The organism is Bradyrhizobium sp. T-1, from assembly GCF_053592855.1.
Map to the genome: position 1 here is coordinate 5,371,388 of NZ_CM132115.1, position 25,268 is coordinate 5,396,655.

At 64.1% G+C, this 25,268-nt stretch carries 23 protein-coding genes; 10 read left to right on the forward strand and 13 right to left on the reverse strand.

Annotated features, from left to right (window positions below; translation table 11 throughout):
* Positions 1–161: 161 nt before the first annotated feature.
* From ACWAT4_RS25980 to ACWAT4_RS26000, 5 genes are all read right to left on the reverse strand, one after another.
* Entirely contained in the window at positions 162–1,046 is an 885-nt protein-coding gene (locus ACWAT4_RS25980) for a helix-turn-helix domain-containing protein (protein ID WP_449728401.1), read from the reverse strand.
* A gap of 249 nt (positions 1,047–1,295) precedes the next feature.
* Positions 1,296–2,108, reverse strand: coding sequence for an ABC transporter permease (locus ACWAT4_RS25985; protein WP_449731264.1), 813 nt, complete (start codon positions 2,106–2,108; stop codon positions 1,296–1,298).
* Positions 2,108–2,944, reverse strand: a complete 837-nt coding sequence (locus tag ACWAT4_RS25990) for an ABC transporter permease (protein WP_212300638.1) — start codon at positions 2,942–2,944, stop codon at positions 2,108–2,110. Before ACWAT4_RS25990 ends, ACWAT4_RS25985 begins: the two co-directional genes overlap by 1 nt.
* A gap of 87 nt (positions 2,945–3,031) precedes the next feature.
* Positions 3,032–4,162, reverse strand: a complete 1,131-nt coding sequence (locus tag ACWAT4_RS25995; RefSeq protein ID WP_212300637.1) for an ABC transporter substrate-binding protein — start codon at positions 4,160–4,162, stop codon at positions 3,032–3,034.
* Between the two features lie 33 nt (positions 4,163–4,195).
* Complete coding sequence (locus tag ACWAT4_RS26000) at positions 4,196–5,287, reverse strand: ABC transporter ATP-binding protein (protein ID WP_449728402.1); 1,092 nt, start codon at positions 5,285–5,287, stop codon at positions 4,196–4,198.
* Between the two features lie 136 nt (positions 5,288–5,423).
* On the opposite strand from ACWAT4_RS26000, the gene ACWAT4_RS26005 reads away from it, so the two are divergent.
* Complete coding sequence (locus ACWAT4_RS26005) at positions 5,424–5,936, forward strand: 2'-5' RNA ligase family protein (protein ID WP_212426754.1); 513 nt, start codon at positions 5,424–5,426, stop codon at positions 5,934–5,936.
* Positions 5,937–5,944: 8 nt separating this feature from the next.
* On the opposite strand, the gene iolB is transcribed toward ACWAT4_RS26005, so the two are convergent.
* Genes iolB through ACWAT4_RS26030 form a run of 5 tightly spaced genes read right to left on the reverse strand, consistent with a single transcriptional unit; the run spans position 5,945 to position 12,277 of the window.
* The gene (gene iolB / locus ACWAT4_RS26010) at positions 5,945–6,751 is read right to left on the reverse strand and encodes a 5-deoxy-glucuronate isomerase (RefSeq protein ID WP_212300634.1); all 807 of its coding nucleotides are present in this window, start codon (positions 6,749–6,751) and stop codon (positions 5,945–5,947) included.
* Between the two features lie 13 nt (positions 6,752–6,764).
* Complete coding sequence (gene iolE, locus ACWAT4_RS26015) at positions 6,765–7,664, reverse strand: myo-inosose-2 dehydratase (RefSeq protein WP_449728403.1); 900 nt, start codon at positions 7,662–7,664, stop codon at positions 6,765–6,767.
* 15 nt (positions 7,665–7,679) lie between these two features.
* Positions 7,680–9,521 (reverse strand): 3D-(3,5/4)-trihydroxycyclohexane-1,2-dione acylhydrolase (decyclizing), encoded by a 1,842-nt coding sequence (iolD, locus tag ACWAT4_RS26020; RefSeq protein ID WP_449728405.1) that lies wholly within the window; start codon positions 9,519–9,521, stop codon positions 7,680–7,682.
* Between the two features lie 13 nt (positions 9,522–9,534).
* Complete coding sequence (locus tag ACWAT4_RS26025) at positions 9,535–11,436, reverse strand: bifunctional 5-dehydro-2-deoxygluconokinase/5-dehydro-2-deoxyphosphogluconate aldolase (RefSeq protein WP_449728406.1); 1,902 nt, start codon at positions 11,434–11,436, stop codon at positions 9,535–9,537.
* Positions 11,429–12,277 carry a MurR/RpiR family transcriptional regulator gene (locus ACWAT4_RS26030; protein WP_212300630.1) on the reverse strand — a complete coding sequence of 283 codons (849 nt, stop codon included), beginning with the start codon at positions 12,275–12,277 and terminating at the stop codon, positions 11,429–11,431. Before ACWAT4_RS26030 ends, ACWAT4_RS26025 begins: the two co-directional genes overlap by 8 nt.
* Before the next feature lie 115 nt (positions 12,278–12,392).
* Between ACWAT4_RS26030 and iolG the strand changes: the two genes are divergently transcribed.
* The 6 genes from iolG (at position 12,393) to dinB (ending at position 19,810) form a co-directional block, all read left to right on the forward strand.
* Positions 12,393–13,412, forward strand: a complete 1,020-nt coding sequence (iolG, locus tag ACWAT4_RS26035; RefSeq protein ID WP_449728407.1) for an inositol 2-dehydrogenase — start codon at positions 12,393–12,395, stop codon at positions 13,410–13,412.
* Positions 13,413–13,414: 2 nt separating this feature from the next.
* Entirely contained in the window at positions 13,415–14,197 is a 783-nt protein-coding gene (locus ACWAT4_RS26040; protein ID WP_449728408.1) for an inositol monophosphatase family protein, read from the forward strand.
* Positions 14,198–14,290: 93 nt separating this feature from the next.
* Positions 14,291–15,331, forward strand: a complete 1,041-nt coding sequence (locus ACWAT4_RS26045) for an ABC transporter substrate-binding protein (protein ID WP_449728409.1) — start codon at positions 14,291–14,293, stop codon at positions 15,329–15,331.
* Positions 15,332–15,353: 22 nt separating this feature from the next.
* Positions 15,354–17,534, forward strand: a complete 2,181-nt coding sequence (locus ACWAT4_RS26050; RefSeq protein ID WP_449728410.1) for an ABC transporter permease — start codon at positions 15,354–15,356, stop codon at positions 17,532–17,534.
* Positions 17,535–17,542: 8 nt separating this feature from the next.
* A complete protein-coding gene (locus tag ACWAT4_RS26055) occupies positions 17,543–18,589 on the forward strand; it encodes an ABC transporter ATP-binding protein (RefSeq protein WP_212300626.1) in 1,047 nt (348 codons plus the stop codon).
* Positions 18,590–18,709: 120 nt separating this feature from the next.
* Positions 18,710–19,810, forward strand: coding sequence for a DNA polymerase IV (gene dinB, locus ACWAT4_RS26060; protein ID WP_212300625.1), 1,101 nt, complete (start codon positions 18,710–18,712; stop codon positions 19,808–19,810).
* A gap of 57 nt (positions 19,811–19,867) precedes the next feature.
* On the opposite strand, the gene ACWAT4_RS26065 is transcribed toward dinB, so the two are convergent.
* Positions 19,868–22,057, reverse strand: coding sequence for an exonuclease domain-containing protein (locus ACWAT4_RS26065; protein ID WP_449728411.1), 2,190 nt, complete (start codon positions 22,055–22,057; stop codon positions 19,868–19,870).
* A gap of 208 nt (positions 22,058–22,265) precedes the next feature.
* On the opposite strand from ACWAT4_RS26065, the gene ACWAT4_RS26070 reads away from it, so the two are divergent.
* The 3 genes from ACWAT4_RS26070 to ACWAT4_RS26080 all read left to right on the forward strand — a co-directional run bounded on the left by ACWAT4_RS26070 (position 22,266) and on the right by ACWAT4_RS26080 (position 23,949).
* Positions 22,266–22,730, forward strand: a complete 465-nt coding sequence (locus ACWAT4_RS26070; protein WP_449728412.1) for a hypothetical protein — start codon at positions 22,266–22,268, stop codon at positions 22,728–22,730.
* A gap of 18 nt (positions 22,731–22,748) precedes the next feature.
* Entirely contained in the window at positions 22,749–23,117 is a 369-nt protein-coding gene (locus tag ACWAT4_RS26075) for a VOC family protein (protein WP_449728413.1), read from the forward strand.
* Positions 23,118–23,220: 103 nt separating this feature from the next.
* On the forward strand, positions 23,221–23,949 hold the full coding sequence (locus ACWAT4_RS26080) for a DUF72 domain-containing protein (protein ID WP_449728414.1): 729 nt from the start codon (positions 23,221–23,223) through the stop codon (positions 23,947–23,949).
* Here ACWAT4_RS26080 and ACWAT4_RS26085 read toward each other — a convergent pair.
* Both ACWAT4_RS26085 and ACWAT4_RS26090 read right to left on the reverse strand, forming a co-directional pair.
* The gene (locus tag ACWAT4_RS26085; RefSeq protein WP_449728415.1) at positions 23,946–24,119 is read right to left on the reverse strand and encodes a hypothetical protein; all 174 of its coding nucleotides are present in this window, start codon (positions 24,117–24,119) and stop codon (positions 23,946–23,948) included. The two genes, ACWAT4_RS26080 and ACWAT4_RS26085, sit on opposite strands and share 4 nt — an antisense overlap.
* A 16-nt stretch (positions 24,120–24,135) precedes the next feature.
* Entirely contained in the window at positions 24,136–25,212 is a 1,077-nt protein-coding gene (locus ACWAT4_RS26090) for a flavodoxin family protein (RefSeq protein ID WP_449728416.1), read from the reverse strand.
* Between the last annotated feature and the right edge of the window lie 56 nt (positions 25,213–25,268).

The following is a 25,268-nucleotide window of genomic DNA, read 5'->3' on the forward strand; positions in this document are numbered from 1 at the left end:
TTTTGAAATCAGGCCCTCGCTGCTTCCATCGCCGACGGCGCGATGAGCGACGATGCTCCGAAGCCGCGCGGAATCTTGGACAGACGATTCCTGTCGCGGACCGCCATCGGCGTATCCGCGTCATTCTTGCGTAATGGTGCTCCTCCTTTGCTCCTCTCCGGCTAGGCCGCGCGCGCCGCGTCGATGTTGTGCGCCAACAATCGTCTGAAGCGCGAAGGCGGCATGCCTTTCTCGGCCAGAAACTGCCGGTTGAAATTGGAGAGATTGTTGAAGCCGACCTCGAAGCAGATGTCGGTGATGGAAGCCTGCTCGTCGCTCATCAAGATCTGGCAGGCAAGATTGATACGCAGTCGCTTGACGTATTGTACCAGTGACATGCCGGTGTGCCGGCGGAACGAGCGCGAAAATGCGCTTTGTGACTGACCGGCGATCGCTGCAAGCTCCGCTTCACCGAAAGGTTGCGTCAGATTCTTTCGAATAAAGGCAAGTGCTTTGTTCATGCCCGCAGACATGTAACCTGACGGATCAGGCAGATAGTTCGGGCTGGACAGCGGACGCGCGTTTCGGGCGCGACAGAGTATCCCCAAGCTCATCACGAATAGCTCGATCCGGCGCACGCCGTTCGCCGTCACGATCTCCTCCATCAGTGGGGCGAGCGCGTCGCTCGTGCTGCGCGTGAACAGCGCGCCGCGCCGGGAGAATTCCAGCAACGAGGCAAGACCCGAAAGCTCGGGCATGACCTTCATCATGTCGCCGATGAATTCTTCGCTGAACTGGAGGATGCGTCCCCGCAGCGGGATGGTGCACCCCGCCGGCAGATCGCTCACCCAATTGTGCGGCAGATTGGGGCCGGTGAGCACGAGATTACCCGGCTCGAATTCGCCGATGAAGTCGCCGACGAAATAGCGCCCGCTGGTAGCCACAACCTGATGGAGCTCGTACTCGGGATGGAAATGCCAGCGCACCGTGTGGAAGGGATAGCCGTGCGACCACGCCTTGAACGACTCGCCGCGCCGTATCTGGACAACTTCCAGGTCCGGTTCCATATCCGCTCCCTTCAGGCCGGTGCGGTTTGCAATGATCCGCCCCTGTTCCCTTATCAGCTGAATTTTTGCTCAGCGTTTCCTCTCGCAGGGAGAGTAACGACCGCTATTTGGGCACGCCACCACGATTTCAATGTGCAACTGATACTTTTTTGATACGCAACACATCGGCTGTTTGTGCCCGCTCGCCCATCATGGCTGCGCCGCCAATTTGCGATGCAAGCCATTAATTTTGCTGGTATTTTCCGACACCTAAGCCCCAACTTTGGCCAGTACGTCGGCGCGCAGAAGGCGCTCGATGAAGAGCATGAACAGCACCGAGGGCACGAGCAGGATCAGTGCGGTGATCGAGGCGACCTGATAGTTGCCGCCCATAGCGGCGTTGTAGAGCAGCAGCGGCAGGGTCGTCACCTGCGGCACGCCGACGAAGAAGGTGCCGGTGAACTCGTCGAGCGATTCCAGAAATACGAAGATGCCGCTAGCGATGATACCGGGCGCGGCCAGCGGCAGCGTCACCGAGAAGAAGGTCCTGAGCGGCGAGGCACCGATGTTGCGCGCGGCAAGCTCCAAATCCTTGTCGACCGCGCTGAAGGCGGCGGCCGCGATCCAGACCGAGTAAACCAGCCCATGCGCGGCGTGGACGAGAACCACGGCGAAGACCGTGCCGTTGATGCCGAGCTGGTAGAAGACGCGAGCGACGTTGATGTAGATCGCGACCGACGGAAAGGCCTGCGGCAACAGGAACAGAACCATGAAAAAGGCGCGCGCCGGCAGCTTGAGCCGCGCCAGCGCGTAGCCGGCCGGGATCGAGAGCGCGAGCGCAACGACGACCGTCAGCACCGCGATCCAGACCGATGTACCGAGTGAGGCCATGGCATCGCCAGTCGGGCGGAACACCTGCTCCCAATAGCGCGTGCCGTAGGTCACCGGCAGCTTGTAGGGCGTGTACCAGCGCTCGGCCACGGACCAGAGCGCGAGGTTGGCGAGCGGGCCGATCAGCACGAAGGCGAAAGCTGCGAGCAGGAACGCGGCGAGCGCCGTGCGCAGCGAGGATGCCAGACGCATCATGTTGCGCCCTCCTTCGCCATGCCGCGCTTGAGATAGATGATCGCAGCCCCCGCCGAGAGCAAATAGGTGACGACGCCAAGCGCATTCGCCGTGGCGTAGTCGCCATAGGAGTTGATGCGGAAGGCCATGTCGACGGTCAGCATGGTGGGCTGCGATCCCGCCACCATCATCGGCACCGACAGCACTGAGAGCATCGTCACAAAGGAGAGCACCAGTGCCACGAGTAGCTGCGGCATCACCTGCGGCAGCGCGAGTTCGACGAGCACGCGCAAGCGAGAGGCACCAAGATTGCGGCCCGCTTCGAGCGTCGCACGATCGAGAGCGGCGAGCGCGCCAGCGAGCAGCAGGGCGACGAAGGGCGTCTGCTTCCAGACGAACGTGGCGACGATGCCGCGCCAGTCGAGGAAGCTCACCGCCTGAAGCGGCTCCATGAGCCCCATGGCCACGAAGGAATTGTTCATCAGCCCGTTCTTGGCGAGGAAGGTTCGCATGCATTGTGCTGCGACGATGAACGGGATGAAGAGCGGCCAGCGGTAGAGCGCCTTTAGCGTCCCGACGATCCAGCGGTTTTCACCGAGCGTCAGCGTGCCGGCGATGATGATGGCGGCAAGCCCCGTGAACAGGCAGGAGGCGAGCACGATCACGACCGTAAAGAGCATATCGCGGGAATAGAGCTCCCAGGCCTTTCGGAAGGCGTCCAGCGAGACGCCGCCCTGTGGCCCGGTAAAAGCCGAAATCAGCGAGAAGCTTAGCGGATAGAGAAACAGCGCCGCCACCAGCGCAAGGCCGGGTGCGATGAGGAGCAGAGCGAGCTGACGTTGGGAGATGGACATCAAACCTGCCGACCGCGGCGCTTAAGGCGAAAGGCCATCATTCCCAGGCGCGCCCCCCGGAAGAATGACGGCCTTTCGAAATGAAATTCAGTTCGCAACCTTCTTTTCGTAGCCCTCGAGGATGTCGTTGAAGTAAGGCGCGATCGGGAACGGCTTGCCGTTGCTGGCGAGCTCAGCAGGCGTCACGTCGGTAAAGAGCTTGTCCCATGCGGCCTTATCGAGCTTGCCCTCGAGGTTCTTGGCGTCGATGCCCGGATACCAGTTGAACTTCTTGACGATGCCGTCGGCCTGGACCTGCGGCGACGTTGCGAGCGCAATGAAGGCTTCGGCCAGCTTCTTCTGCGCCGATTTCTCCGGGATCGAATAATACATCGGCTGTCCGGGCATGCCGGGCGAGACGAGTTTCAGCTTCATGTTCGGGGGCAATTTGCCGTCGGCCTGCCAGGAGTAGAACATGTCGACCCAGACCGGTCCGATGGCGATCTCGCCGCGGTTCAGCATGTCGAGGGTGCCAGCATTGCCGGGAGTGATCGTGGCGTTGGCGTTGAACGCCTTCAGCTCCGCGAAGGCCTTGTCCCAATTGGCCTTGGTGGCGGCGTCATAAGGGCCCTTCATCAGCTTGTCGGCATCGCCGCCGAAAGCATAGACCCAGCCGGCGACGAAGGCGACCCCCGACATGCCGCCTTTGATGCCGTTGTAACCGAACTGCTTCGGATTCTTTTTGGCCCAATCGGCGAGCTCGGCAAAGGTCGCCGGCGGCGTCTTGACCATGTCGGCGTTGTAGGCGAGCGCGGTCTGCGACTGGAACATCGGGATGACGTAGCCGCTCACGTCGGTGCCGAGCGCGTTCCTGGCTGCGTCGCCGGTGGCGAGCTTGGCGGTGTCGACATCGGCCGTATACTTGCTGAGCAGTCCCTCCTTGACCATCTGGCCGGCGGCCTTCTGGTGGATCACCACCACGTCGAAATCGGTCGTGGCCGAGCCCTTCTGGGCATCGAGCTTCTCGTAAATCTTCTGCGAGCCGGCGTCGCCCGGACCGGTTCCGACCGAGACGACCTTCACGCCCGGATGAGCCTTCTCGAACATCGGGCCTAGGTAGTCCTTCACGTAGTCGACCATGTTCTGATCACCGGCGGAGGCGACGTTGAGCGTTTGCGCAGCGAGCGGCGAGGCCGCGATCAGCGCGGCGAGCGAGGTGGCTATCGTGAAAAGGCGCATGAGACTGGCTCCGTGTCGGATCGTTGGACTGGGTCAGGCAGGGGTGGAGGCCTGTGCGGCCGGGAAGATGTGAAGACGCGACAGCGGAATACGCAGGCCGACGGCCGCGCCGGGTTCATGGCGAGTGGCGTGGTCGACGGTGATCTGCCGGCCGGCCGCCTCGACGCGGTAACGGTAAAGCCCGCCCGGATAGCTGCGCGCCGCGATGCGGCCCGGCACCACGAGATCCTCGCCCGCTGCTGCGTCGGGCGCATCGAGGCTCGCGACATCGTCGCGGAAATAAGCGAGTGCTTCGCCTGCTGGCAGCTCAAGGCCGGCTTGACCGGCGAGCACACCGCGCGCTTCGCCGGCCGTGATCGCAGCAGAGCCCTCGCCGGGCGCGACGTGCAGCGGCAGCACGTTCTCGGCGCCCATGAAATTGGCGACGAAGGCGCTGTTCGGCCGGTCGTAGACCTCCTCCGGCGTGCCGATCTGCGCGATATGGCCCGCATTCATGATGACGAGCCTGTCGGCCATCGTCATCGCTTCCTCGCGGTCATGCGTGACATGGATCGTGGTGACGCCGAGCCGCTGCTGGATGGCGCGGATCTCGTGGCGCATCGTCATGCGGATCTTGGCGTCGAGATTGGAGAGCGGCTCGTCGAGCAGCAGGATGCCGGGATCGATCGCAAGCGCGCGTCCCAGCGCCACACGCTGGCGCTGCCCGCCCGACATGGCGGTGACCTTGCGGTCCTCGTAACCCGCGAGCCCGAGCATCTCCAGCAGTGAGGACACTCTTGCGGCGATATCGCTCTTCGAGACTCCGCGCAGCTTCAGGCCGTAGCCGATATTCTGCAGCACCGTCATGTGCGGCCAAAGCGCGTATGACTGGAAGACCATTGCCATGCCGCGCTTCTCGGGCGGCAGACCGGCGACATCCTTGCCACCGACGGCGATCGAGCCGGACTCGATCGGCACAAAACCGGAAAGAGCGCGCAGAAGCGTGGTCTTGCCGCAGCCCGAAGAGCCGAGCAACGCCGTGAAGGTCCCCGGCGCGAAATCCAGATCGACACCTTGAAGCACCTTCGTGCCGCCATAGGCGACGTGCAGGCCGCGCACCTCAATTGCCGCGCCAGCGCGCGACATAGCTTGCGAGCCCGCCCGCACGATCCGTCCCTCCACGCCGCCCTATACGCTGATGGAATTGTTCTTCCATTCCGCGATCGGCTTGGAATAAACATAACGTTCCCTAGCGCGCTCGTGCAACAGATTTATGACCCCGATGACCACCGAAATCCGATCGCTCTGGCTGATGCCTTGCCCCAAGGACCAAGCGTTTCTCGCTTCGCTCGTCAGCGAGCTTGCGTCGCGCTTCGGCACGCCGATCTTCGCGCCGCATCTAACGCTGCGCGGCGACACGGATGCGACATTCGAGCGTCTCCACGACGACGTTCGGGCAGCCGCCTCCGCGTTGGAGCCTTTCGCCGAACCGATCACGTCGATCGAGACGACAGGAGCGTTCTTCCGGGCCTTCTACGTGCGCTTCGCCGTCTCAGTGCCGCTCGACAAGCTGAAGCGACGCCTCGATCCCGAGGGAATCGAAGACTTCATGCCGCATGTCTCGCTGCTCTATGGCAATTTACCGGAAGTGGTGAAGGCGCCGGCAGCCGCCGAATTCACGCAGCGCCTCGCCGGCCGCGCCATCACCTTCGACCGAATTTGCGTCGTCCGTTCAGGACAGGACATTCCGATCGCCGATTGGACGATCCAGGCGACGGTGCCGCTCGGACGCTGAGACGGGCGTCAGCGGCCCGCCAGCATCCATTCATGCGCCGGGTCGTTGTGAAACTTCCAGATCCGCTTCGGGCCGGCCATGACGTTGAGATAATAGAGATCATAGCCATGCGGCGCACCGACGGGATGGTAGCCCTTCGGCACCAGAACGACGTCGCCATCCTCGAAAGCGAAGGTCTCGTCCAGCGAGCGGTCGTCGGTGTAGACGCGCTGAAAGCCAAAGCCCTGCGGCGGGTTCAGGCGGTGATAATAGGTCTCTTCGAGCTGAGATTCGGCTGGCAGCCTATCCTGGTCGTGCTTGTGCGGCGGATAGCTCGACCATGAGCCGGCCGGCGTGACGACCTCGACAACCAGCAGCCCGTCGGCGGGCTCCGTCTCGGGCAGGATGTTGCGGACATGGCGGGTGTTGCTCCCCTGCCCTCGCGTCAGGCAGCCGACATCCCGAGGTGCGATCAGGCGCGGCGGACGCGCGTTCGCAACGCCGGGCGCCGAGCAGATGGCGACTTCGCAGGATCCTCGAGCCGTCACCGACCAGTCGGACCCGGCCGGCACATAGAGCGACCAGGGATCGGCCTCGAAGGGCGAGTTGCGCCCGCCGATGACGCCGAAATCCTGCCCGCCCGCCTGCGCCGCGACCTTGCCGGAGAGCAGGACAAGGCAGTGCTCGCGCGCGCCGGTCTCGCGCGCCAAACTCTGGCCGTCGCGGAGCCCGTGGACGGCGAAACCGACATGGGACCATCCGGCCGTCTGCGGTGTCACGTCATGGACGCGCCCATCAGCATCGGACGCGCTCGGCTTGATGAGAAGCTTCGACATGATGCCTCCGGGCCTAGGCAAGCCCGGCCTCCTTCAGGCTCTGCTTCAGATGTGCAACACCCTTCTTGGCGTAGGTCAGCGGATGTGCCTTCTTTGGATCCTGCTCCGCCTCGACGACAATCCAACCGGAATAGTTCGGAAGCTCGCGGAAGACAGTCGGATAGTCGACCATGCCATCGCCGGGCACGGTGTAGACGCCGAGTTCGCTGCCCTGTCCCAACACGGCATCGAGGAAGCTCCAATCCTCGCGGCGCGCCTGCTCCATCACCGTCCGACGCACGTCCTTGGCGTGGACATGGCTGATGCGGGCGCGATAGCGCCGGGCCAGCGCAGCCGGATCGGCGCCGCCCCACGTGGCGTGGCCGGTGTCGAGCAACAGATGAGCGGCATCGCCGGTCGCTGCCATGAAAGCGTCGATATCCGCCGTGCTCTCCACGATGGTGCCGATGTGATGATGGTAGACCAGCCTGACGCCCTCGGCGAGCGTACGCTCGGCTACTTCTGTAATGCGCCGGCCGAACTCCGCCCAGTCGCCCGCTTTCATGACCGGCCGCTGCGATAGCGGCTTGCTGCGATCGCCATGGATCGCATTCGAGGTCTCGGCGAAGACCAGCACGGTCGATCCCATCGCCTTCAAGAGATCGAGATGCGAGCGCAGATGCCGCATCTCTTCATCAGCATCGCGCTTCAAAAGCTCCGCCGAATACCAGCCGGAAATGCAGGCCATACCGAAAGGCGCGAGCGCGGCCTTCAGGGCCTGCGGCTCGCGCGGAAATTTGTGGCCGAGCTCCATGCCCACGAAGCCCGCCTCACGCGCTTCGGCGAGGCACGTCTCGAGCGGTGTCTCGCCACCGATCTCCTGCAGATCGTCGTTCGACCAGCCGATGGGGTTGGCGCCGATACGGATAGGCATGTCGTCCTCGCTTGATCAGTACTTGCGGCGCACGAGCGCCTCGACATAATTGCGCCTTGCGGCCTCGACCTCGGTGCGATCCGACACCTCGGGCACCGCCACGTCCCACCAATGACCGCCGGCATCGGTCGAGCGCAGCGGGTCGGTGTCGATCACGACGACGCTCGTCCGATCGTGACGTCGCGCCTCATCGAGCGCGGCTTCCAGTTCCGTAATACCCGCAACCTTGCGCGCGATCGCCCCCATCGCAGCGGCGTGCGCTGCGAAGTCGATCGCCGGCAGGATCTCGTGACGGGCGTCGCGCAGGAGGTTGTTGAAAGGGGCGCCGCCGGTGGCGTTCTGGAGCCGATTGATGCAGCCGAAGCCGCGGTTGTCGAGCACGACGATGATGAGTTTCGCACCTGACATCACCGACGTGGCGATCTCGGAATTCATCATCAGATAGGAACCGTCGCCGACCATCACGACGACCTCGCGCGCGGGATCGGCGAGCTTGACGCCGAGCCCGCCAGCGATCTCGTAGCCCATGCAGGAATAGCCGTATTCCATGTGGTAACCGCCGGGCGCGCCCGGCTGCCAGAGCTTGTGCAGCTCGCCGGGCAAGCCACCGGCGGCGCAAAGCACGACATCGCTTGGCAGGCTGCGGCGCTGAACGGCGCCGATGACCTCTGCGTCGCTCGGCAAGGTTTCGTTGCCGGCGGCGGTGTAGCGCGCGGCCGTTTCCAGCCACGACGTGCGGCCGTTCTTTGCCTGCTCGGTCCAGCTGGCAGGTGCCGCCCAGCCCTGGAGCGCGGCGTCGAGCTCCGCGAGCCCTGCTTTGGCATCGGCGACGAGGGGCTGCGCACGATGCTTGCCAGCATCGAAGATCTGCGTATTGAGGCCGACGATCCGGCAAGCGGGATCGGCGAACAGCGAACGTGAGCCGGTGGTGAAATCCTGCAGCCGGGTGCCGATCGCGAGCACGAGATCGGCCTGCTGCGCAGCATCGTTTGCCGCGCCAGTACCGGTGACGCCGATCGCGCCGAGATTGAGCGAATGGTCGTGAGGCAGCGCGCTCTTGCCGGCTTGCGTTTCCGCCGCCGGCATGCCGTGCGCCGTGCAGAAGGATGCGAGATCGCCTTCCGCCTCACTGTAGAGGACGCCACCGCCGGCGACGACGAGCGGACGCCTGGCCGCCTTGAGCAGTGCGACGGCCTGAGCCAACTCCGTCTCGTCGGGGCGCGCCCGGCGCGGCTGCCAGATGCGCTCGGCGAAGAACCAGTCGGGATATTCGTAGGCTTCCGTCTGCACGTCCTGGCAGAGCGCGAGCGTCACGGGTCCGCATTCGGCCGGATCCGTCAGAACCTGCATCGCGCGCTCGAAGGCGGGCATGATCTGCTCGGGCCGGGTGATGCGGTCGAAATAGCGCGAGACGGGCCGGAAGCAGTCATTGGCGGAGACGGTGCCGTCGCCGAAGTCCTCGATCTGTTGCAGCACCGGATCGGGACGGCGTCCGGCGAAGACATCACCCGGCAGCAGCAACACCGGCAGGCGATTGACGTGAGCAACCGCTGCGGCCGTCACCATATTGGTCGCACCAGGGCCGATCGAGCTCGTCACCGCGATCATGCGCCGGCGGCGCGAGGCCTTGGCGAAGGCGATCGCGGCATGTGCCATCGCCTGTTCGTTGTGGGCGCGCAAGGTCGGCAGGCGGTTGCGCGCGGCATACAGCGCCTCGCCGAGGCCCGCCACATTGCCATGGCCGAAGATCGCCCACACACCGGCGAAGAACGGCTGGTTCTGTCCGTCAATCACCGTCCTCTGCGCGGCCATCGCGGCGACGAGCGCCTGCGCCATGGTGAGCCTGATCGTTGCCATCACTCGCTCCCGCTCAATCGCGCCGCCAGGCCTGGACCAGCCGGCCGAAGCGCTCCGTCATCGCGGCGATCGCGCCTTCGTCGTCGAGGCGGCCGGAAAACCACTCGCGGGCAGGCTCGCCGAAGATCGAACGCCCGACAGCGAAACCCTTCACGCTCGCCGCGCCACGGGCCAGTTCGAATGCCGCTTCGAGCTTGGCGAGCGGCGCATCAAGCCCCAGCACGACAACGCCGCGGCAATAGGGATCGTTCTCGGCGACGGCGCCATCGATCTGCTGCCAGGCGGCGACGCTCGGCTGGGCTTCGAGCTTCCACCAATCTGGCTTGATACCGAGCCCATAGAGCCTGCGCATGACGCGCGCCGCGGTATCGTCCGCCAGCGTGCCATGCTTCGAGGCGACGATCTCGACGAGCAGTTCGCGCCCGGCCTGACGGCAGGCAAGCGATACGCGCTTCAGCGTCGCATCCTGCGCAGCCTTGAGCGCCTCGGCATCGTCGGGATGGTAGGTGCAAAAGCATTTCGCGACATGATCGACCGGCCATTCGGCGAGCGCGAGGCCGAGCGAGCCCTCAGCATCTGTTTCCAGCGCCAGTGGTCGTGAACCGGTTCGTTCCAGGGGGCGCGCGATCCAAAGACGATGATCGGCGGCGCGGAACAGCGCCTCGCGGCCGTAGCGCCCGTCGAGCAGCATACCGAAACCGGGTTGCCCCTGCGCCACGCGTGCCGCCGCCTCGACTGCGAGCGTCTTGAAGACGGCGATACGCTCGCGCGGAGCACCAGCCTCGTCCGCGATCGCCTCCATCTGGCTGCGATGGTCGATGGCAAGCGCCATGAGCGTCGGCGGCTGCGGGCGGCGCGTCGTCGCCCAATGGATGTGGTTGATGTCTGCATCGTGCCGCAAGGCGCGGTGCGGTGAGCCGTGCTTTAGAAAGTATTGCAACTCGTCGAAGGTCGGGCTCTCAGGCGAGCAGAGCAGGCGCGAGACCGCGAAGGCGCCGCAGGCATTCGCCCAGGCGCAGCAGGTTTCGATCGCTTCGTCGCGAAGCCAGCCGCGCAGGAAGCCGGACATGAATGCGTCGCCAGCGCCGAGCACGTTGTAGACCTCGACCGGAAAGCCTGGCCCTCTGACGCCGTCGTCCAGCGACGGCGGGATCGAGCCCGGGAAGACCACGCAGCCCATGGGCCCACGTTTGCAGACGATCGTCGCCGCGCTGAGCGAGCGGATGGTGCGCAGTGCGGCGAGCGTGTCCTCACTGCCGCCGGCCGCGTGAAGTTCCTCCTCGGTGCCGACGATCAGGTCACAATCCGGCAGGATGGCCTGGAGATGGCCGGTGACGGTGCCGGAGCGGATATAACGCTCTTCGCCCGCCGCATGCCCGGCGAGACCCCAGAGATTGGGGCGATAGTCAACATCGAAGACGACCTTGCGACCATGCTTGCGCGCGAGCGCGATCGCCTTGCGCTGGGCTGCGGCCGCATTGGGAATGGCGAAATGCGTGCCGGTGACGACGACGGCGCGGGCCGAGGCGATGAACTCCTCTTCGATCTCGTTTTCGTCGAGCGCGGCGTCGGCGCAATCGGTGCGGTAGAAGATGAGCGGGAAGGTCTTTTCGTCGCGCACGCCCAGGATGACCAACGAGGTCAGGCGCTTGGGATCGACGATGACGCCTTTCGTGTCGACGCCTTCTCGGCGCAGCTGCTCGAGGATGAAGCGGCCCATCTGCTCGTCGCCGACGCGGGTGATCACGGCCGACTTCAGCCCGAGCCGGGCCGTGCCGATCGCAATATTGGTCGGGCAGCCGCCGACAGCCTTGGAGAAGCTCGCCATATCCTCGAGCCGGCCGCCGATCTGCTGGCCGTAGAGATCGACCGAGGAGCGGCCGATCGAGATCAAATCGAGCTTCGGCTCAGCCATCGGCGCGCGCTTTCTCGGCAGTGCCCACGGCCAGCGTCATGGCGAGGGCGAAGGTGGCGGCCATTGGGCGGAAGGCGCCGTAATCGGCCTCCCGAACCTCGAGCCAAAGGGTGCAGTTCTGCACGAGCGGACTGAGCGGCCCGTCGGTCAGCGAAATGACGGGGATGCCACGCTGGTGCGCCTGCGCGGCGATGTCGATGGTGGCAGGCGTATAGGGCGCGCAGCTGACCGCCAGCACCACGTCGCCCGGCCTGGCCAGCGCTGCCTGCTCGGCGCCCAGCCCCGCGACGTGATCGACCAGAATCGCCCGGATTCCGAGCTTGCCGAAGGCATAGGCGAGATAGGACACGACCGGGAACATGCGCCGGGCGCCGACGAGGACGATGCTCTGCGCCTTGGCGAGAAGATCGGTGGCGCGGTCGATGTCGGCATGAACCGAGCTCTTTTCGAGCTGGTCGAGCGAGCTGCGGCTCGCCGCCACGAAGCCATCCAGAAGCACGCGTGCCATGTCGGGTCCTGCCGCGCCTTCGTCGCGCAGGATTTCGATGCGCTCGCGATAATCGGGGAACTGCTGGCGGAGGCGGCTGCGGAAAACGTGCTGCAACTCGCTAAAGCCGGAGAAGTCGAGCGCCTGTGCAAATCGCACCAGCGTCGAGGGCTGGACGCCGGCTTGTTCGGCCACTTGCGCCGAGGTGTGCAGCGCCATGTCGTCGGGATGGGCAAGCGCGAAATCGGCCACCTGTCGCAGCCGCTTCGGCAACGAGTCCGCGCGCTCGCATAGCCGCGTCACGAACGCGTCGTAGTCCGGTTTGACTTGATCCTGTGACGCGGCGGGGGACATCGAGAAAGGCACTCTCCGACCTTGACTTAGCCTTGACTTGGCGGCGGAGAGAATGGAATGTTTATTCCATTAGTCAAGCCGAACAAAAAAAATATGCCGTTTAGGGCGTTAGGCCATGACTGGGACGGACATGATGATGACAATGCGGTTTGGACTTCTCGGCGCCGGCAGAATCGGGCGCATTCACGGACTCAATGTCGCGGCGCGCGGCGATGCACGGCTCGTCGCAGTGGCCGACGCCTCAACCGACGCTGCCTCCTCGCTGGCGCAGGCGACAGGCGCGAAGGTGGCCGATGCCGACGCGATCATGAGCGATTCCGGGATCGACGCCATTCTGATCTGCACGCCGACCGACACGCATGCCGACCTGATCGAAGCCTCCGTCTCGGCCGGCAAAGCGGTGTTCTGCGAGAAACCGGTCGATCTCGACTCGGGCCGTATTCGCCGCTGCCTGGCCACTGTCGAGAAGACTGGCAAGCCTCTGATGATCGGCTTCAACCGCCGCTTCGATCCGAATTTCGCGGCGCTGGAGAAGCGGCTGCGCAGCGGCGAGGCCGGCGAGATCGAGATCGTCAGCGTCATCTCGCGCGATCCCGGACCGCCGCCGGTCGACTATGTGAAACGCTCGGGCGGTCTGTTCCGCGACATGATGATCCATGATTTCGACATGGCGCGCTTCCTGCTGGCGGAGGAGCCGGTCGAGGTCTTTGCACTCGGCTCAGCGCTGGTGGACAAGGCCATCGGCGAGGCCGGCGACGTCGATACCGCCGCGGTGTTGATGAAGACGGCAAGCGGACGCATCGCGCAGATCTCGAACTCGCGCCGCGCCACTTACGGCTACGACCAGCGCGTCGAGGTGCATGGCTCGAAGGGAATGCTGAGGGCCGGCAACATCCACGAGACGACCGTCGAGATCGCGACCGGCCAGGGCTTCCGTGCCGATCCGGTGCAGAACTTCTTCCTCGAACGCTATGCCGCCGCCTATCGCGCCGAACTCGCGGCCTTCATCGATGCCTGCGCTGGCAAGGCTGCGCTCTCGCCGACCGGTCTCGACGGACAGCGCGCCCAGATGCTCGCCGACGCGGCCACCGAATCGGCCCGCACTGGCCGTCCCGTCGCCATCGCGACCGCCTGACCATGACGCCAGCTGAACTCCTGCTGCGCCGCTACGCAGCCCAGGGTCTCGCCGCTGAGGCGGGGCGCATGGCGCTCGACTATTTCGGCCGCAAGGAAAGCCTCGGCGTCACGATGAAGGGAACGCAGGATTGGCTCACCGTCGCCGACGGCGCCGTGGAGGACTTTCTGCGTGCGCGGCTGGCCGAGCTTTTCCCCGGCGATACGGTCATCGGCGAGGAAGGTGGCGGCGATGCCAGCGATGCGGTCTGGATCATCGATCCGATCGATGGCACGTCGAACTTCGCCCGTGGCGATCGCAACTGGTGCATCTCCATCGGCTTCCTGCTCAACCGCGAGCCGACGATCGGGATCGTCGCCGCCCCCTCACTGGACGAACTCTATGTCGCGCAGCGCGGCCAGGGCGCGACGCTGAACGGACAGACGATCGCCGTCTCCGGTGCCGATGACATCCGCCGCGCGTATGTCGAACTTGGCTGGTCGGCCCGTGTGCCCTCGCAGCGCTATCTGGACATCATCAGCCGCGGTTATGCCGCCGGCTGCTCGATCAAGCGCTCAGGCTCAGGCACTTTGGGCCTCTGCCATGTCGCGAACGGGCGTACCGAGGGCTACGCCGAGTTGCATATCAACGCCTGGGACGTTGCGGCCGGCATCGTGATCGTTGGCGAGGCCGGCGGCTGGGTCAATGACTTCTTCGCCGGAGACGGCATCAGCAAGGGCAACCCGATCCTGTGCTGCACGCCGGCGCTGGCATCGCAGCTGCGCGAAATCACGGGGATTGCCTAGTCGACAGAATATTTATTGCTTTGGGGCGGCCTAGGCGCCACCGTCACAGCCAATTGCGAAGAACATCAAGTTCTCGTTCCGGGGAGGTGGACCATGTTTTTGAGATCCATGACTTTCAGCGTTCTGCTCGGTGCCGGCATTTTGAGCGCCGGCGCGGCCTCTGCGCCGGCATCGGCCCAGGGCTCGCTCGTCATGTATTGCGGCGTGCAGGAGGAATGGTGCCGTGCGATGTCCACAACCTTTGAAAAGGAGACGGGCATCAAGGTTGCGATGACACGGAAGTCCGCCGGCGAGGTCTATGCGCAGCTCAGGGCGGAGGCCTCGAATCCGCGCGGCGACATCTGGTGGGGCGGCACCGGCGACCCGCATCTTCAGGCGGCCGAAGAGGGGCTGACGCTCGAATACGAATCTCCCGCCAACAAGGATCTGCACGACTGGGCGCTGAACCAGTGGAAAGCGGCGAAGCAGCGCTCGATCGGCATCTATGCCGGCGCGCTCGGCTTCGGCTACAACACCGAGCAGATCAAGGCCAAGGGCATCCCGGAGCCGAAATGCTGGGCCGATCTGCTCAATCCCAAACTCAAGGATGACGTGCAGGTCGCCGACCCGAACTCGTCCGGCACCGCCTATACCCTGCTCGCCACGGTCGTGCAGTTGATGGGCGAGGACAAGGGCTTCGATTATCTCAAGGCCCTGCACAAGAACGTGAGCCAGTACACCAAGTCCGGCGCCGCGCCGGCCAAGGCGGCGAGCCTCGGCGAGACCGCTGTCGGCATCGTCTTCATCCATGACGCCGTCGTTTTCGCGGTGCAGGGCGATCCGATCAAGCCCGTCGCGCCGTGCGAGGGCACAGGCTACGAGATCGGCTCGATGTCGATCGTCAAGGGCGCTCGCAATCTGGAGAACGCCAAGAAGTTCTACGATTGGGCACTGAGCCCCGCCGCACAGGCCCTTGCTGCCCCCGCGAAGTCGTATCAGGTGCCATCCAACAAGAACGCGACGGTGCCGCCGCAGGCGCCGAAGATGAGCGAGATGAAGCTGATCAACTACGACTTCGTCAAATACGGCTCGTCGGCCGAGCGAACGAGGCTGCTGACGAAGTGGGACAAGGAGGTCAAGGCGCAGCCGAAATAGCCCCCGGCTGCGGAGAGACCCGATGCGCCCTTCGACGCGGCTTGCTCTGCTGTTCGGCTGGCTGGGCTATGCGCTCGTGCCCTGGTACCTGCCAGAGGGTTGGGACCTTGCCGGCTATCCGTTCGGGCGGGCCGGAACCGCGCTGGCGCTTGCGACATCAGGCGCAGCACCCTGGCTCTGGCCGATCGGCATCGCGCTGCTCGCGACGACGCTCTTCGCCGTCCGTGCCGAGACCAGCTTCAGCGGCCGGGCACTGGTCACCGCCGGGCTTTGCGGTCTCGTGGCGTTCTTCGCACAAGGCTTTGCAGTAACTCTGCCTGACCAGGGCATTCCCTGGCTCGCTGCTCTGCTCGGCGGCGCAGGCGCCGCGCAGCCAGGCATGGGCTTCGGCGCGCTGCTGACCCTGTTCGCGCTCCTCCTGCTGCTCTGCCATGGCCTGGCTTATCGCGGCTTTTGCCGGGGCGATCTTTTCACCACATCCACCATCGGTGTCGTGGTGCTGCTGATCGGCCTCTTCATCTTCCTGCCCGTCGCGACGATCCTGCGCAGTGCGCTGGTCGACGCCGATGGCAACTGGGCGCTCGGCGAATTCGCGGGCCGGCTATTCTCCTCGACAATCTGGGGACTCGGCTGCGTCGGCGGCAGTATCGCCTGCGGCGTCGCCTGGAATACGCTGATCCTCGGCGTGCTGACCGGCCTCATCACCACGCTGCTCGGCCTTGCCTGCGCGCTGCTCGTGTTGCGCACGGCGATGCCGGGCAAGCGTCTGATGCGCGCGATGACCGTGCTGCCGATCATCACGCCGCCCTTCGTCATCGGCCTTGCTCTCATTCTGCTGTTCGGCCGTTCCGGTGTCGTGACCGGCTTGATGTCCGAGTGGTTCGGCATCCCCCGCTCACGCTGGATCTACGGTCTACCGGGCGTGCTGCTGGCGCAAGTGCTGGCCTTCGCGCCGATCGCCTTCCTCGTGCTGATGGGGGTGGTTCAGGGCATCGCACCGAGCCTCGAAGAGGCGGCGCAGACGCTTGGCGCCAGGCATTGGCCGACGTTCCGCTCGGTGACCTGGCCGCTGCTGCGGCCGGGGCTCGCCAACGCCTTTCTGCTCGGCTTCGTCGAGAGCCTGGCCGATTTCGGCAATCCGCTCGTGCTCGGCGGCAATTTCGAAGTGCTCTCGACCAAGATCTTCTTTGCCGTGGTCGGCGCCGCGCATAATCAGGGCATGGCGGCCGTGCTGGCGATCGTGCTGCTCGTCTTCACGCTCGGCGCGTTCTGGCTGCAGCAGAGCTGGCTCGGCGGAAAGAGTTACACCACTGTCTCCGGCAAAGGCGATGCCGGCATTCCGGCGAAGCTCCCCACCTCTGTCACCGTGCTCTCGGCCGCAGTGATCATACCCTGGGTCGTGCTGACGGCGGTGATCTATGCGGTGATCCTGATCGGTGGCTTCGTCAAGACGATGGGCCGCGACCACACGCCGACGCTGGAGCATTACCGCACCGGCTTCGCCGTCGATTTCAGCCACGGCTTGTTCTTCGAGGGCGCAGCCTGGCCCTCCTTGTTCACGACGCTGAAGGTCGCTGCGATCTCGGCGCCACTGACAGCGCTGATCGGCCTGCTCACCGCCTATCTGCTCACGCGGCAACGCTTCGTCGGCCGGCAGTTGCTCGAATTTACGACCATGCTGAGCTTCGCCATTCCCGGCACCGTGCTCGGCGTCGCCTATATCCTCGCCTTCAACGTACCGCCGGTCGAGATCACCGGAACGGGTCTCATCCTCGTGCTCGCCTTCGTCTTCCGCAACATGCCCGTCGGCATACGCTCGGGCATTGCGGGATTGGCACAGATCGACAAGAGCCTTGACGAGGCCTCGACGACCCTGCGGGCGCGCAGCTTCACGACGCTGCGCCGTGTGGTGCTGCCGTTGCTCAAGCCGGCGCTCGTTGCGGCGCTGATCTACAGCTTCGTGCGCAGCATCACCTCGGTCAGCGCCGTGATCTTTCTCGTGTCGGCCGAGTACAACCTCTCCACCGCCTACATCGTCGGACGGGTGGAGGCCGGCGAGTTCGGCCTCGCCATCGCCTATTCCTCGGTACTGATCGTCGTCATGGCAGCGGGCATCGCGCTCATCCAGTTCGGTGTCGGCGAGCGTAAGCTCGGCCGCAGGCCCGTCGCGCTCGCGACCTCGGCCGCCGAGCCCGCCAGATAGGATCCTCCATGCCCAAATCCGGCCCCGCTTCCGTCGAGTTCAGACATGTCAGCATGCGCTACGGCGCGGTAACCGCCGTGGATAATGTCAGTTTCACGATCCGCGCAGGCGAACTCGTGACACTCCTCGGCCCTTCCGGCTGCGGCAAGACGACGACCTTGCGCATGATCGCCGGCCTCGAGATCGCGAGCGAGGGGCAGATCCTGATCGGCGGCAAGGATGTGACACGGCTCTCGGCGGCGGACCGCGACGTCAGCATGGTCTTCCAGTCCTATGCGCTGTTCCCGCATATGACCGTGCTGGAGAACGCAGCCTATGGGCCGACGGTGAAAGGCCTGCGAAAGGCGCAGGCCGAGGCGATGGCGCTGGAGAAGCTCGCTTTGGTCGGACTCAAAGGCTTCGAGAAGCGCTACCCGGCCGAGTTGTCCGGCGGTCAGCAGCAGCGCGTCGCCGTAGCGCGCGCTCTCGTGCTGGAGCCGCAGGTCCTGCTCTTCGACGAACCGCTGTCCAACCTCGACGCCAAGCTCAGGCGCAAGGTGCGGCAGGAGATCCGCGAGCTCCAGCAGTCGCTGAACCTTACCGTCGCCTATGTCACGCATGACCAGGAGGAGGCGCTAGCCGTCTCCGACCGCATCATCGTGATGTCGAATGCGAAGATCGCGCAACAAGGTTCTCCGCGTGAGCTTTATGAAGCGCCCGCGAACAGCTTCGTCGCTGATTTCATCGGCGATGCCAATCTCGTCGAGGTGACGATCGACGCGGTCGAGGGCGGGCAGGCACAAGTCAGGTTGGGGCCGCTGCAGCTGACGCTTCCCGCGCGCGGCCTCACTCCTGGGCGGGCGAAGGCTGCCATTCGACCACACGGCATCGTGCTCGGCGATGGCCTTGCAGGAACAGTCAGAAAATCCTCTTACCTCGGCGATCACGTCGAGATGATCGTCTCGACACCGATCGGCGAGCTTTTTGTCATCAGCCGGCAAACCGATGAGCTTCCGGCTGAAGGTGCAGCGATCAGCCTGTCACTAGCCCAACAAAATATTGCTCTCGTTCGGTGACGGACCCGCGTTCGAGCGACAATGCCATCCACGACCGCGCCCGCATCAGCAGGATGAAGGAACGACAGCAGGCGCACACACCACCTCGCGATTCTCTCGGCACAATAGTATCATCCGCGCATGAAGGGAACCGGCGCCGTGGAAGGCAGCGTGACGCGTGTTCGCAAGATCATCCATATCGACATGGATGCCTTCTACGCGTCCGTAGAACAGCGCGACAACCCGGAGCTGCGCGGCAAGCCCGTCGCTGTGGGTGGTTCGGCCGAGCGCGGCGTCGTCGCAGCAGCGAGCTATGAAGCGCGCAAATTCGGCGTTCGATCCGCGATGCCCTCGGTTACCGCGAAGCGGCAATGTCCCGACTTGGCTTTTGTCAAGCCGCGCTTCGAGGTCTACAAGGCAGTCAGCCGGCAGATCCGCGAGATTTTTGCCGAGCACACGGAGATCATCGAGCCCCTCTCCCTCGACGAGGCCTATCTCGACGTGACCGAAAACCTGCAAGGGATTCCGCTGGCCCGCGATATCGCGCTGCGGATCCGCGAGAAGATCAAGGCCGAGACCGGCCTCAACGCTTCAGCGGGCATCTCCTACAACAAGTTCCTGGCAAAGCTCGCCTCCGATCACCGCAAGCCCAACGGCCAGTTCGTGATTTCCCCGGAGATGGGACCCGCCTTCGTGGAGACGCTGCCCGTCGGCAAGTTCCACGGGATCGGGCCGGCAACAGGTGCGAAGATGAATGCGCTTGGGCTGTTTACCGGTCTCGACATCCGCAACCAGACGCTCGAGTTCATGAACGCGAACTTCGGCAAATCGGGCGCCTATTATTACTGGATCTCGCGCGGCGTCGACGAGCGGCCGGTGCGCGCCAACCGGATCCGCAAGTCTATCGGCGCGGAGACCACGTTCTCGAACGACCTCGCCGAATTCGACGCGCTGGTCCTCGAGTTGCGCCCTCTCGTCGACAAGGTCTGGCGCCATTGCGAGACGACCGGCAGCCGGGGTCGCACCGTCACCTTGAAGATCAAATTTGCTGACTTCGAGATCGTCACGCGCAGCAGGTCTGTGCCTGCGCCGGTCGCTGGCCGGGACGAGCTGGAGCGCCTCGCCTGCGGCCTGCTCGAAGTCGAGATGCCGCTGCCGAAACGGGTCAGGCTCCTCGGTGTCTCGCTGTCGTCCCTCCACGCCGGAGACGATCCGGAACCACAACTGACCTTCGGCATCTGATCCGACTGAAATACGCCGAACCGGCCCAGGGGTGGCAAATCACCGCGTGGTTCAGGATCAGGCCGCAATCTCTTTCGTCCTGCTCCCGCTCTCATCGCGTTTGGCATTGATCAGGTTGAGGAGGTGGGCCGCAGCGCGTGCGTCAGATAGAGCGCGATGATGGTTCTTCAGCTCGATGTTGTAGGCTCGGGTGAGCTTGCCCAGCCCGTACGACTTGTGACCGGGGTAGTGCCGGCGCATGCCGGCACAAGTGCAGAGCTTTGGAAAGCGGAAACGGCGTTCGAGGCGTTCATACTCTGCGGCAATGAAACCATAGTCGAAGTTGACGTTATGGGCGACGAACACGCCGTCAGCCATAAATTGCATGAGGCTGTCCGCGACTTCCGCGAACAATGGCGCGTGCCGCACCATCTCGTTGGTGATGCCGGTCAATGAGACGATCTTCGCCGGGATCGATCGCTGGGGATTGAGCAGCGAATGCCACTCCGCTACGACCTCATGATTGCGGATCTTGACGGCGCCGATCTCGGTGATGCGATCCCCGCCGGTCCAGCCGCCGGTGGTCTCGATGTCCACGACGACATAGTCCTGGTCCGGATCGAAACGGAAATCGGCCCGGCCGATTTCCGAAGGGATGCCGGCGTTGCCGAGCTGGCGAAGCCGCGTCAGCTGGTTGCGCCTGATGACGTCGCCCTCTGCCTTCACCTCCATGAACGAGACGGCGCCGTTGGCCACGAGCATGAGATCGGGAAAACCATCGCGCATCGCGCGATAGTCCTCGCACATCAGGCGAAGGATACTGGCGAGGCCAGTCGCACGCGCGCCTGCGAGCAGCGCGCGGATTGCATCCATATCGACGTGATCCCAGGCGAACACGCCGTTCGCCTTCCCCCATTTTGCGGCGACGGTCCGCAGCATCCGGGGTAGCGCGGCGTTCGACGCGACGGCATCCAGCTTCACCTCGATCTGGGGAGAGAACAACCGTGCGAAGGTTCTGTCCTTGAGGCAATGCGGCATCCAATCGAAGCCGCTGTGCAGCTGTCCGGATTCGAACAGCTCGTCCCAGAACAGCAACCCGAACAGGCAATGCCAAAGCGTGTTTTCGGCGTGGAAGACCTCGAGGCCCTGCCGGCGCAGGACGCCGGCGATTCCTGCTTCCGGGCTGCCGCGCCAAGTATCGTCGACCCGGAGCGTTCGCCCTGCCCGAAGCAGCTCCGTGCAAAGTCCCGTCCGGCGTCCATCGAACTTCCGGGCATAGAAATCGCTCGCGAAGACGAATTCATCATCACTGGCAGGATCATCGATCATACGACGCAACAGTTCCTCAGCCGCGCCCTTGTCGCCTTCCGCGTAGAGCAGACGGGCGAGGCGCTCGTGGCACTCGGCCGAGGAGCCAGCGCGGTAGAGCTGGATCGCCAGCGCGGCCTCGCCCTTCTTCTCGAAGTGCAGACCTGCTTTGTGCGCCGCGCGGCTCCTGAGATCTGTCGCGTAATCCGTGGGGCAGACAGGCCCCCCGAGAACCTCGGCAACGGAGTTGCGATATACCTCGTCCGATTTGGCCTCGAGCTGACGCAGCAGGCGGGCGTAATGAAAGCAGGCCCTCGCTTCATCCGCGTCGGCAAATCGGGCGCTGAAATCCACCTGGTCGTTCGTGCGCAAGATACCGAGATCGCGCAGCGCGAAATTCTTGAGGTTGTCCTCTGTCTTGCCGAAGTAGAGATAGAGCAGAAACTCCAGCGGCTCGGTGTCACCGAGCGCGATGAACGCCTCGCCCCTGCAATGCCTCAACGCAGTACCGAACGACAGATTGGCGAGACAATACTCCGTCAGCTTGGCCTTGGGCCACGAGGCCCGGACATCGCTCATGCCGGCCGCCTTGGTGCCATCGAACAGGATCGGCTTTGCAAGACATGCCAAGAACGCGGCGTAATCCTTTTCAGTCAGCTCTCGGACATGGCCGGCGAGACCAAGCTCCCCCAGCGCGCCGACGGGATCGGCAATCTCGGCATACCTGAACGTAGAGGGATTGAAGACCGTGCCGCTCCGGTTGACCATCCGGATGAACAAGCACTGGGCGTCCTTCGACAGAGACGAGAAGCGAGCGACGAACGCGCGATGCCTTTCGGTCAGCACCGGACCATAGGTGTCGCAAACGAAGCTCAGCATCTCCGTGAAGTGGTCGTGGTAGTAGTAGACCGGCAGGACAGGCAGCGTCATCCGCGCTTCGCCCTCGGCGCGGCGCCGCACGATCCCGCTCTCGTCGACGATACGTGGCCGGCGGAGATGCCGGCTGCTCCTGATTCATGGGCGCCCATGTTCGACATTTGTTCTTTTTAAAAGGCTGTGTCAAGCTCAGAACTTCAGACATCGACAGGCAAGCATCGTGAAGTTTCGCCGGTTGAACTGACATCCTTCGCCGCGCATCGAAAACGGAACCAACGCGCTGATTCGTGCCTTGAAGATCGAGGAGGATCAACATGGCACGTACAGCATGGAAACGTCCCGGCTCGCCAATCGGCAAGAAGGGACCGCGCAAGGCAAACCCCTCGTACAAGCGTCGGTCACGTCAGCCGTGGTCGGCGGCGGACGTCAGGATGTTGCGGCAGCTTGCGAAGGGCAACACTCCAACAGGCGTCATGAGCATCAAGCTTCAGCGTCCCATCGCGGCGATCCGCAGCAAGGCGCAACGCGAGGGCATCTCACTGAAGCCAGTCAATCGCTCGCCCTACGACCGGCGAGCGACCAAGTCGCGCACAGCGAAGCGGCGACGCTGATCGAGCAAGCCCGGCTTTCCTCGCGAGGCCGGGCCCCCCGCGTTGACGACGACGGCTTTGGCGCCGGGGAACTCCTCGTCAGTGAGGGAGAACAGCAGATGATCCATCATGTTTCGGTCGGCACGAACGACGTTCGCCGCGCGTAGGCATTTTACGACCCGCTGATGCGGCTGATCGGCTTTCGCCTCATCAAGGCCTCCCCGACCGCGATTCACTATGGCGCTTCCGACATCGCTTTCAGCCTGGAAACGCCGGTCGACGGTCGCCCGGCGTCCGCGGGCAATGGAGTGCACATCGCCTTCCAGGCGCCCGACCGAGACACCGTCAGGCGTTTCCACCGGATCGCGCTCGATCATGGCGGAGCCGACGAAGGCGCGCCGGGGATACGGGCGAACTACAACGCGAACTATTTCGGCGCGTTTGTCCGTGACCTCGATGGCAACAAGATCGAGGCGGTCACTTACACCGCGAGGGAGAGCTTCGACTTATTAGCTACATCGAAGGAGGCGCCCAAAAAGGATGCCGACCTCTAACAAACGATGAGGCCGCGCCTGGTCGCACGAGCTCTCGAGGATTTAGGAACCGTCGCGCAGCGCAGTCTCTTACCAGACAGTCCCATGGAGAGAGCGTCGGAAGATGGCGCGCGTTCTGGTTGGCACGTCCGGCTGGCACTACGACTCCTGGCGGGGTCCGTTCTTCCCGGGCGGGCTGCCGCTGAAGCAACAGCTGCGCTACTACGCCGGTCAGTTCGAGACCACCGAGCTGAACGGTGTATTCTATCGGACGCCAACGCCGGAAGCGGTCGAGGCATGGCGAGAACAGACCGGCGGCGACTTCATCTTCGCCTGGAAGGCCTCCAAATTCATCACGCATTGGAAGCGCCTGACTGATCGCTCCCAAAACAGCCTTGACCTGCTGGAAGACCGCATTTCCTTCCTGCGAGGCAAAGTGGGGCCCATCCTCTTCCAGCTGCCGCCGCAATTCGAGGCAAATGCCGACAGGCTCGCCTCATTCTTCAAGCTGCTGTCGAAGAAGCGCCGCTACAGTTTCGAATTTCGTCATCCGAGCTGGTATCAGCCGCGCATCCTGCGAATGCTGGCAGATGAGAACATCTCACTCTGCCTGTCGGACCATCACGATGCACCGGCGCCCTGGAAGCGGACGGCGGATTTCGTCTATGTGCGCGGCCACGGCCCGAGCGGACGCTATCACGGCCACTATACCCGGCAGACGCTGGCGCAATGGGCGCGCCGCATCAAATCCTGGAAGCGGCAAGGCTGCGATGTCTATGTCTATTTCGACAATGACCAGAAGAGCGCGGCTCCGGCCGACGCACTCAAGTTGAAGACGCTGCTTCCGGACTAGGGCCCGCCCGCGACTGAACCTGCGATCACCATGACAAGCTCGGCAAGGTCGATCTTGCCGTTGACGACCAGCTCCTCGGAAGAGCCTTCGACCTTCAGCGCTTGCGGCCGGTTGGCTGCCTGGCGCTTGAGTTCGCCGACAATGGATTCCTTGAGCTCTTCTTCGAGCATCGATCCTCTCCATCCGTCATTTGGGGTTGGGGTCCTCGAGACCGGCGGCCGGCTCCTGCATCTGGCCACTCCGCGCAAGCCAGACAGCGTTGCCGAGCGCGCGCGCCGTGTTCAGCACCTGCTGCTGGAATTCCGCGTCTTCATCGAACGCGCGGTGAGAGGTCGCGTAGGGCTCCATGTGGCCGACGTAACCGTCGAGCTCACCGAAGCGGCCGGCCGAAATCAGGTGCATGTCGGTTAGCCAGTCGGACAGGGTCCGGCGCACGCCCTCGGCGCCGACGCTGTCGCCGTGAACGATCAGTCCGAAATGCCGGCCGGCGAGATGGCGAGGATACGACCAGCCCTTCAACTCAATGGCCTTGGCTTCAGCGGCCTTCTTGCCATGGGTCGATGTCGGATCCGGATTGCCGCCGTCCGCGCAGACCAGGCGATCCATCATCGCTTTGAGGCCGCCCGGCACGTGATACCAGTTCACCGGCGTCACGATCAGGATGCCGTGGGCTGCGACCCAGAGCGGATAGATCTCGTTCATCCAGTCGCTGGCCTGGCCAAGCGAATAGTTCGGATAGCAGCTGCATGGCCAGTGGCAGAGCGGCATGGCCGTCGACACGCAGGACTTGCAGGGATGAATAGTCTTGCCGAACTCGGAGGTGAGCCGCGAAAGATCGAGGATGTCGACGACGAATCCCATCTCGGCAAACGCAGGCTCGGCCAGCTTGACCATGCGCCAGGTCTTGGACATCTCGCCGGGACAGGTGTGCTCGCTGCGGGCCGCGCCGTTGACGATCAGAATGCGCGGCGTCGCCCCGGCATCGTCATGCTGCCGTTGCGCCTTCAATATCGCAGCCCGGGTGTTGAGCCAGTCGATCGCCAGATCGTAATCCGGATCAGAAAAACCAGCTCCCGCCTTCTGCGTCAACGGAGCTTTGCGCGAATGGCTGTAGGCATCCCAGGCGGCGCCGACGATCGCGTCGAGCTCGCGCGCCAGCGGTGCAAAGGCGGGGTCGACGAACTGGCTTCTGTACCGGCGTTCAAACTCATCCCGCGACAGCTTGACCGGCGGCATCCCTTTCCGAACATCCGGTTCCGTCATGCTGGCTCCTCGATCCGTAGGCGCGATCACATCAACCCGAGGCTCACGGTGCGGTT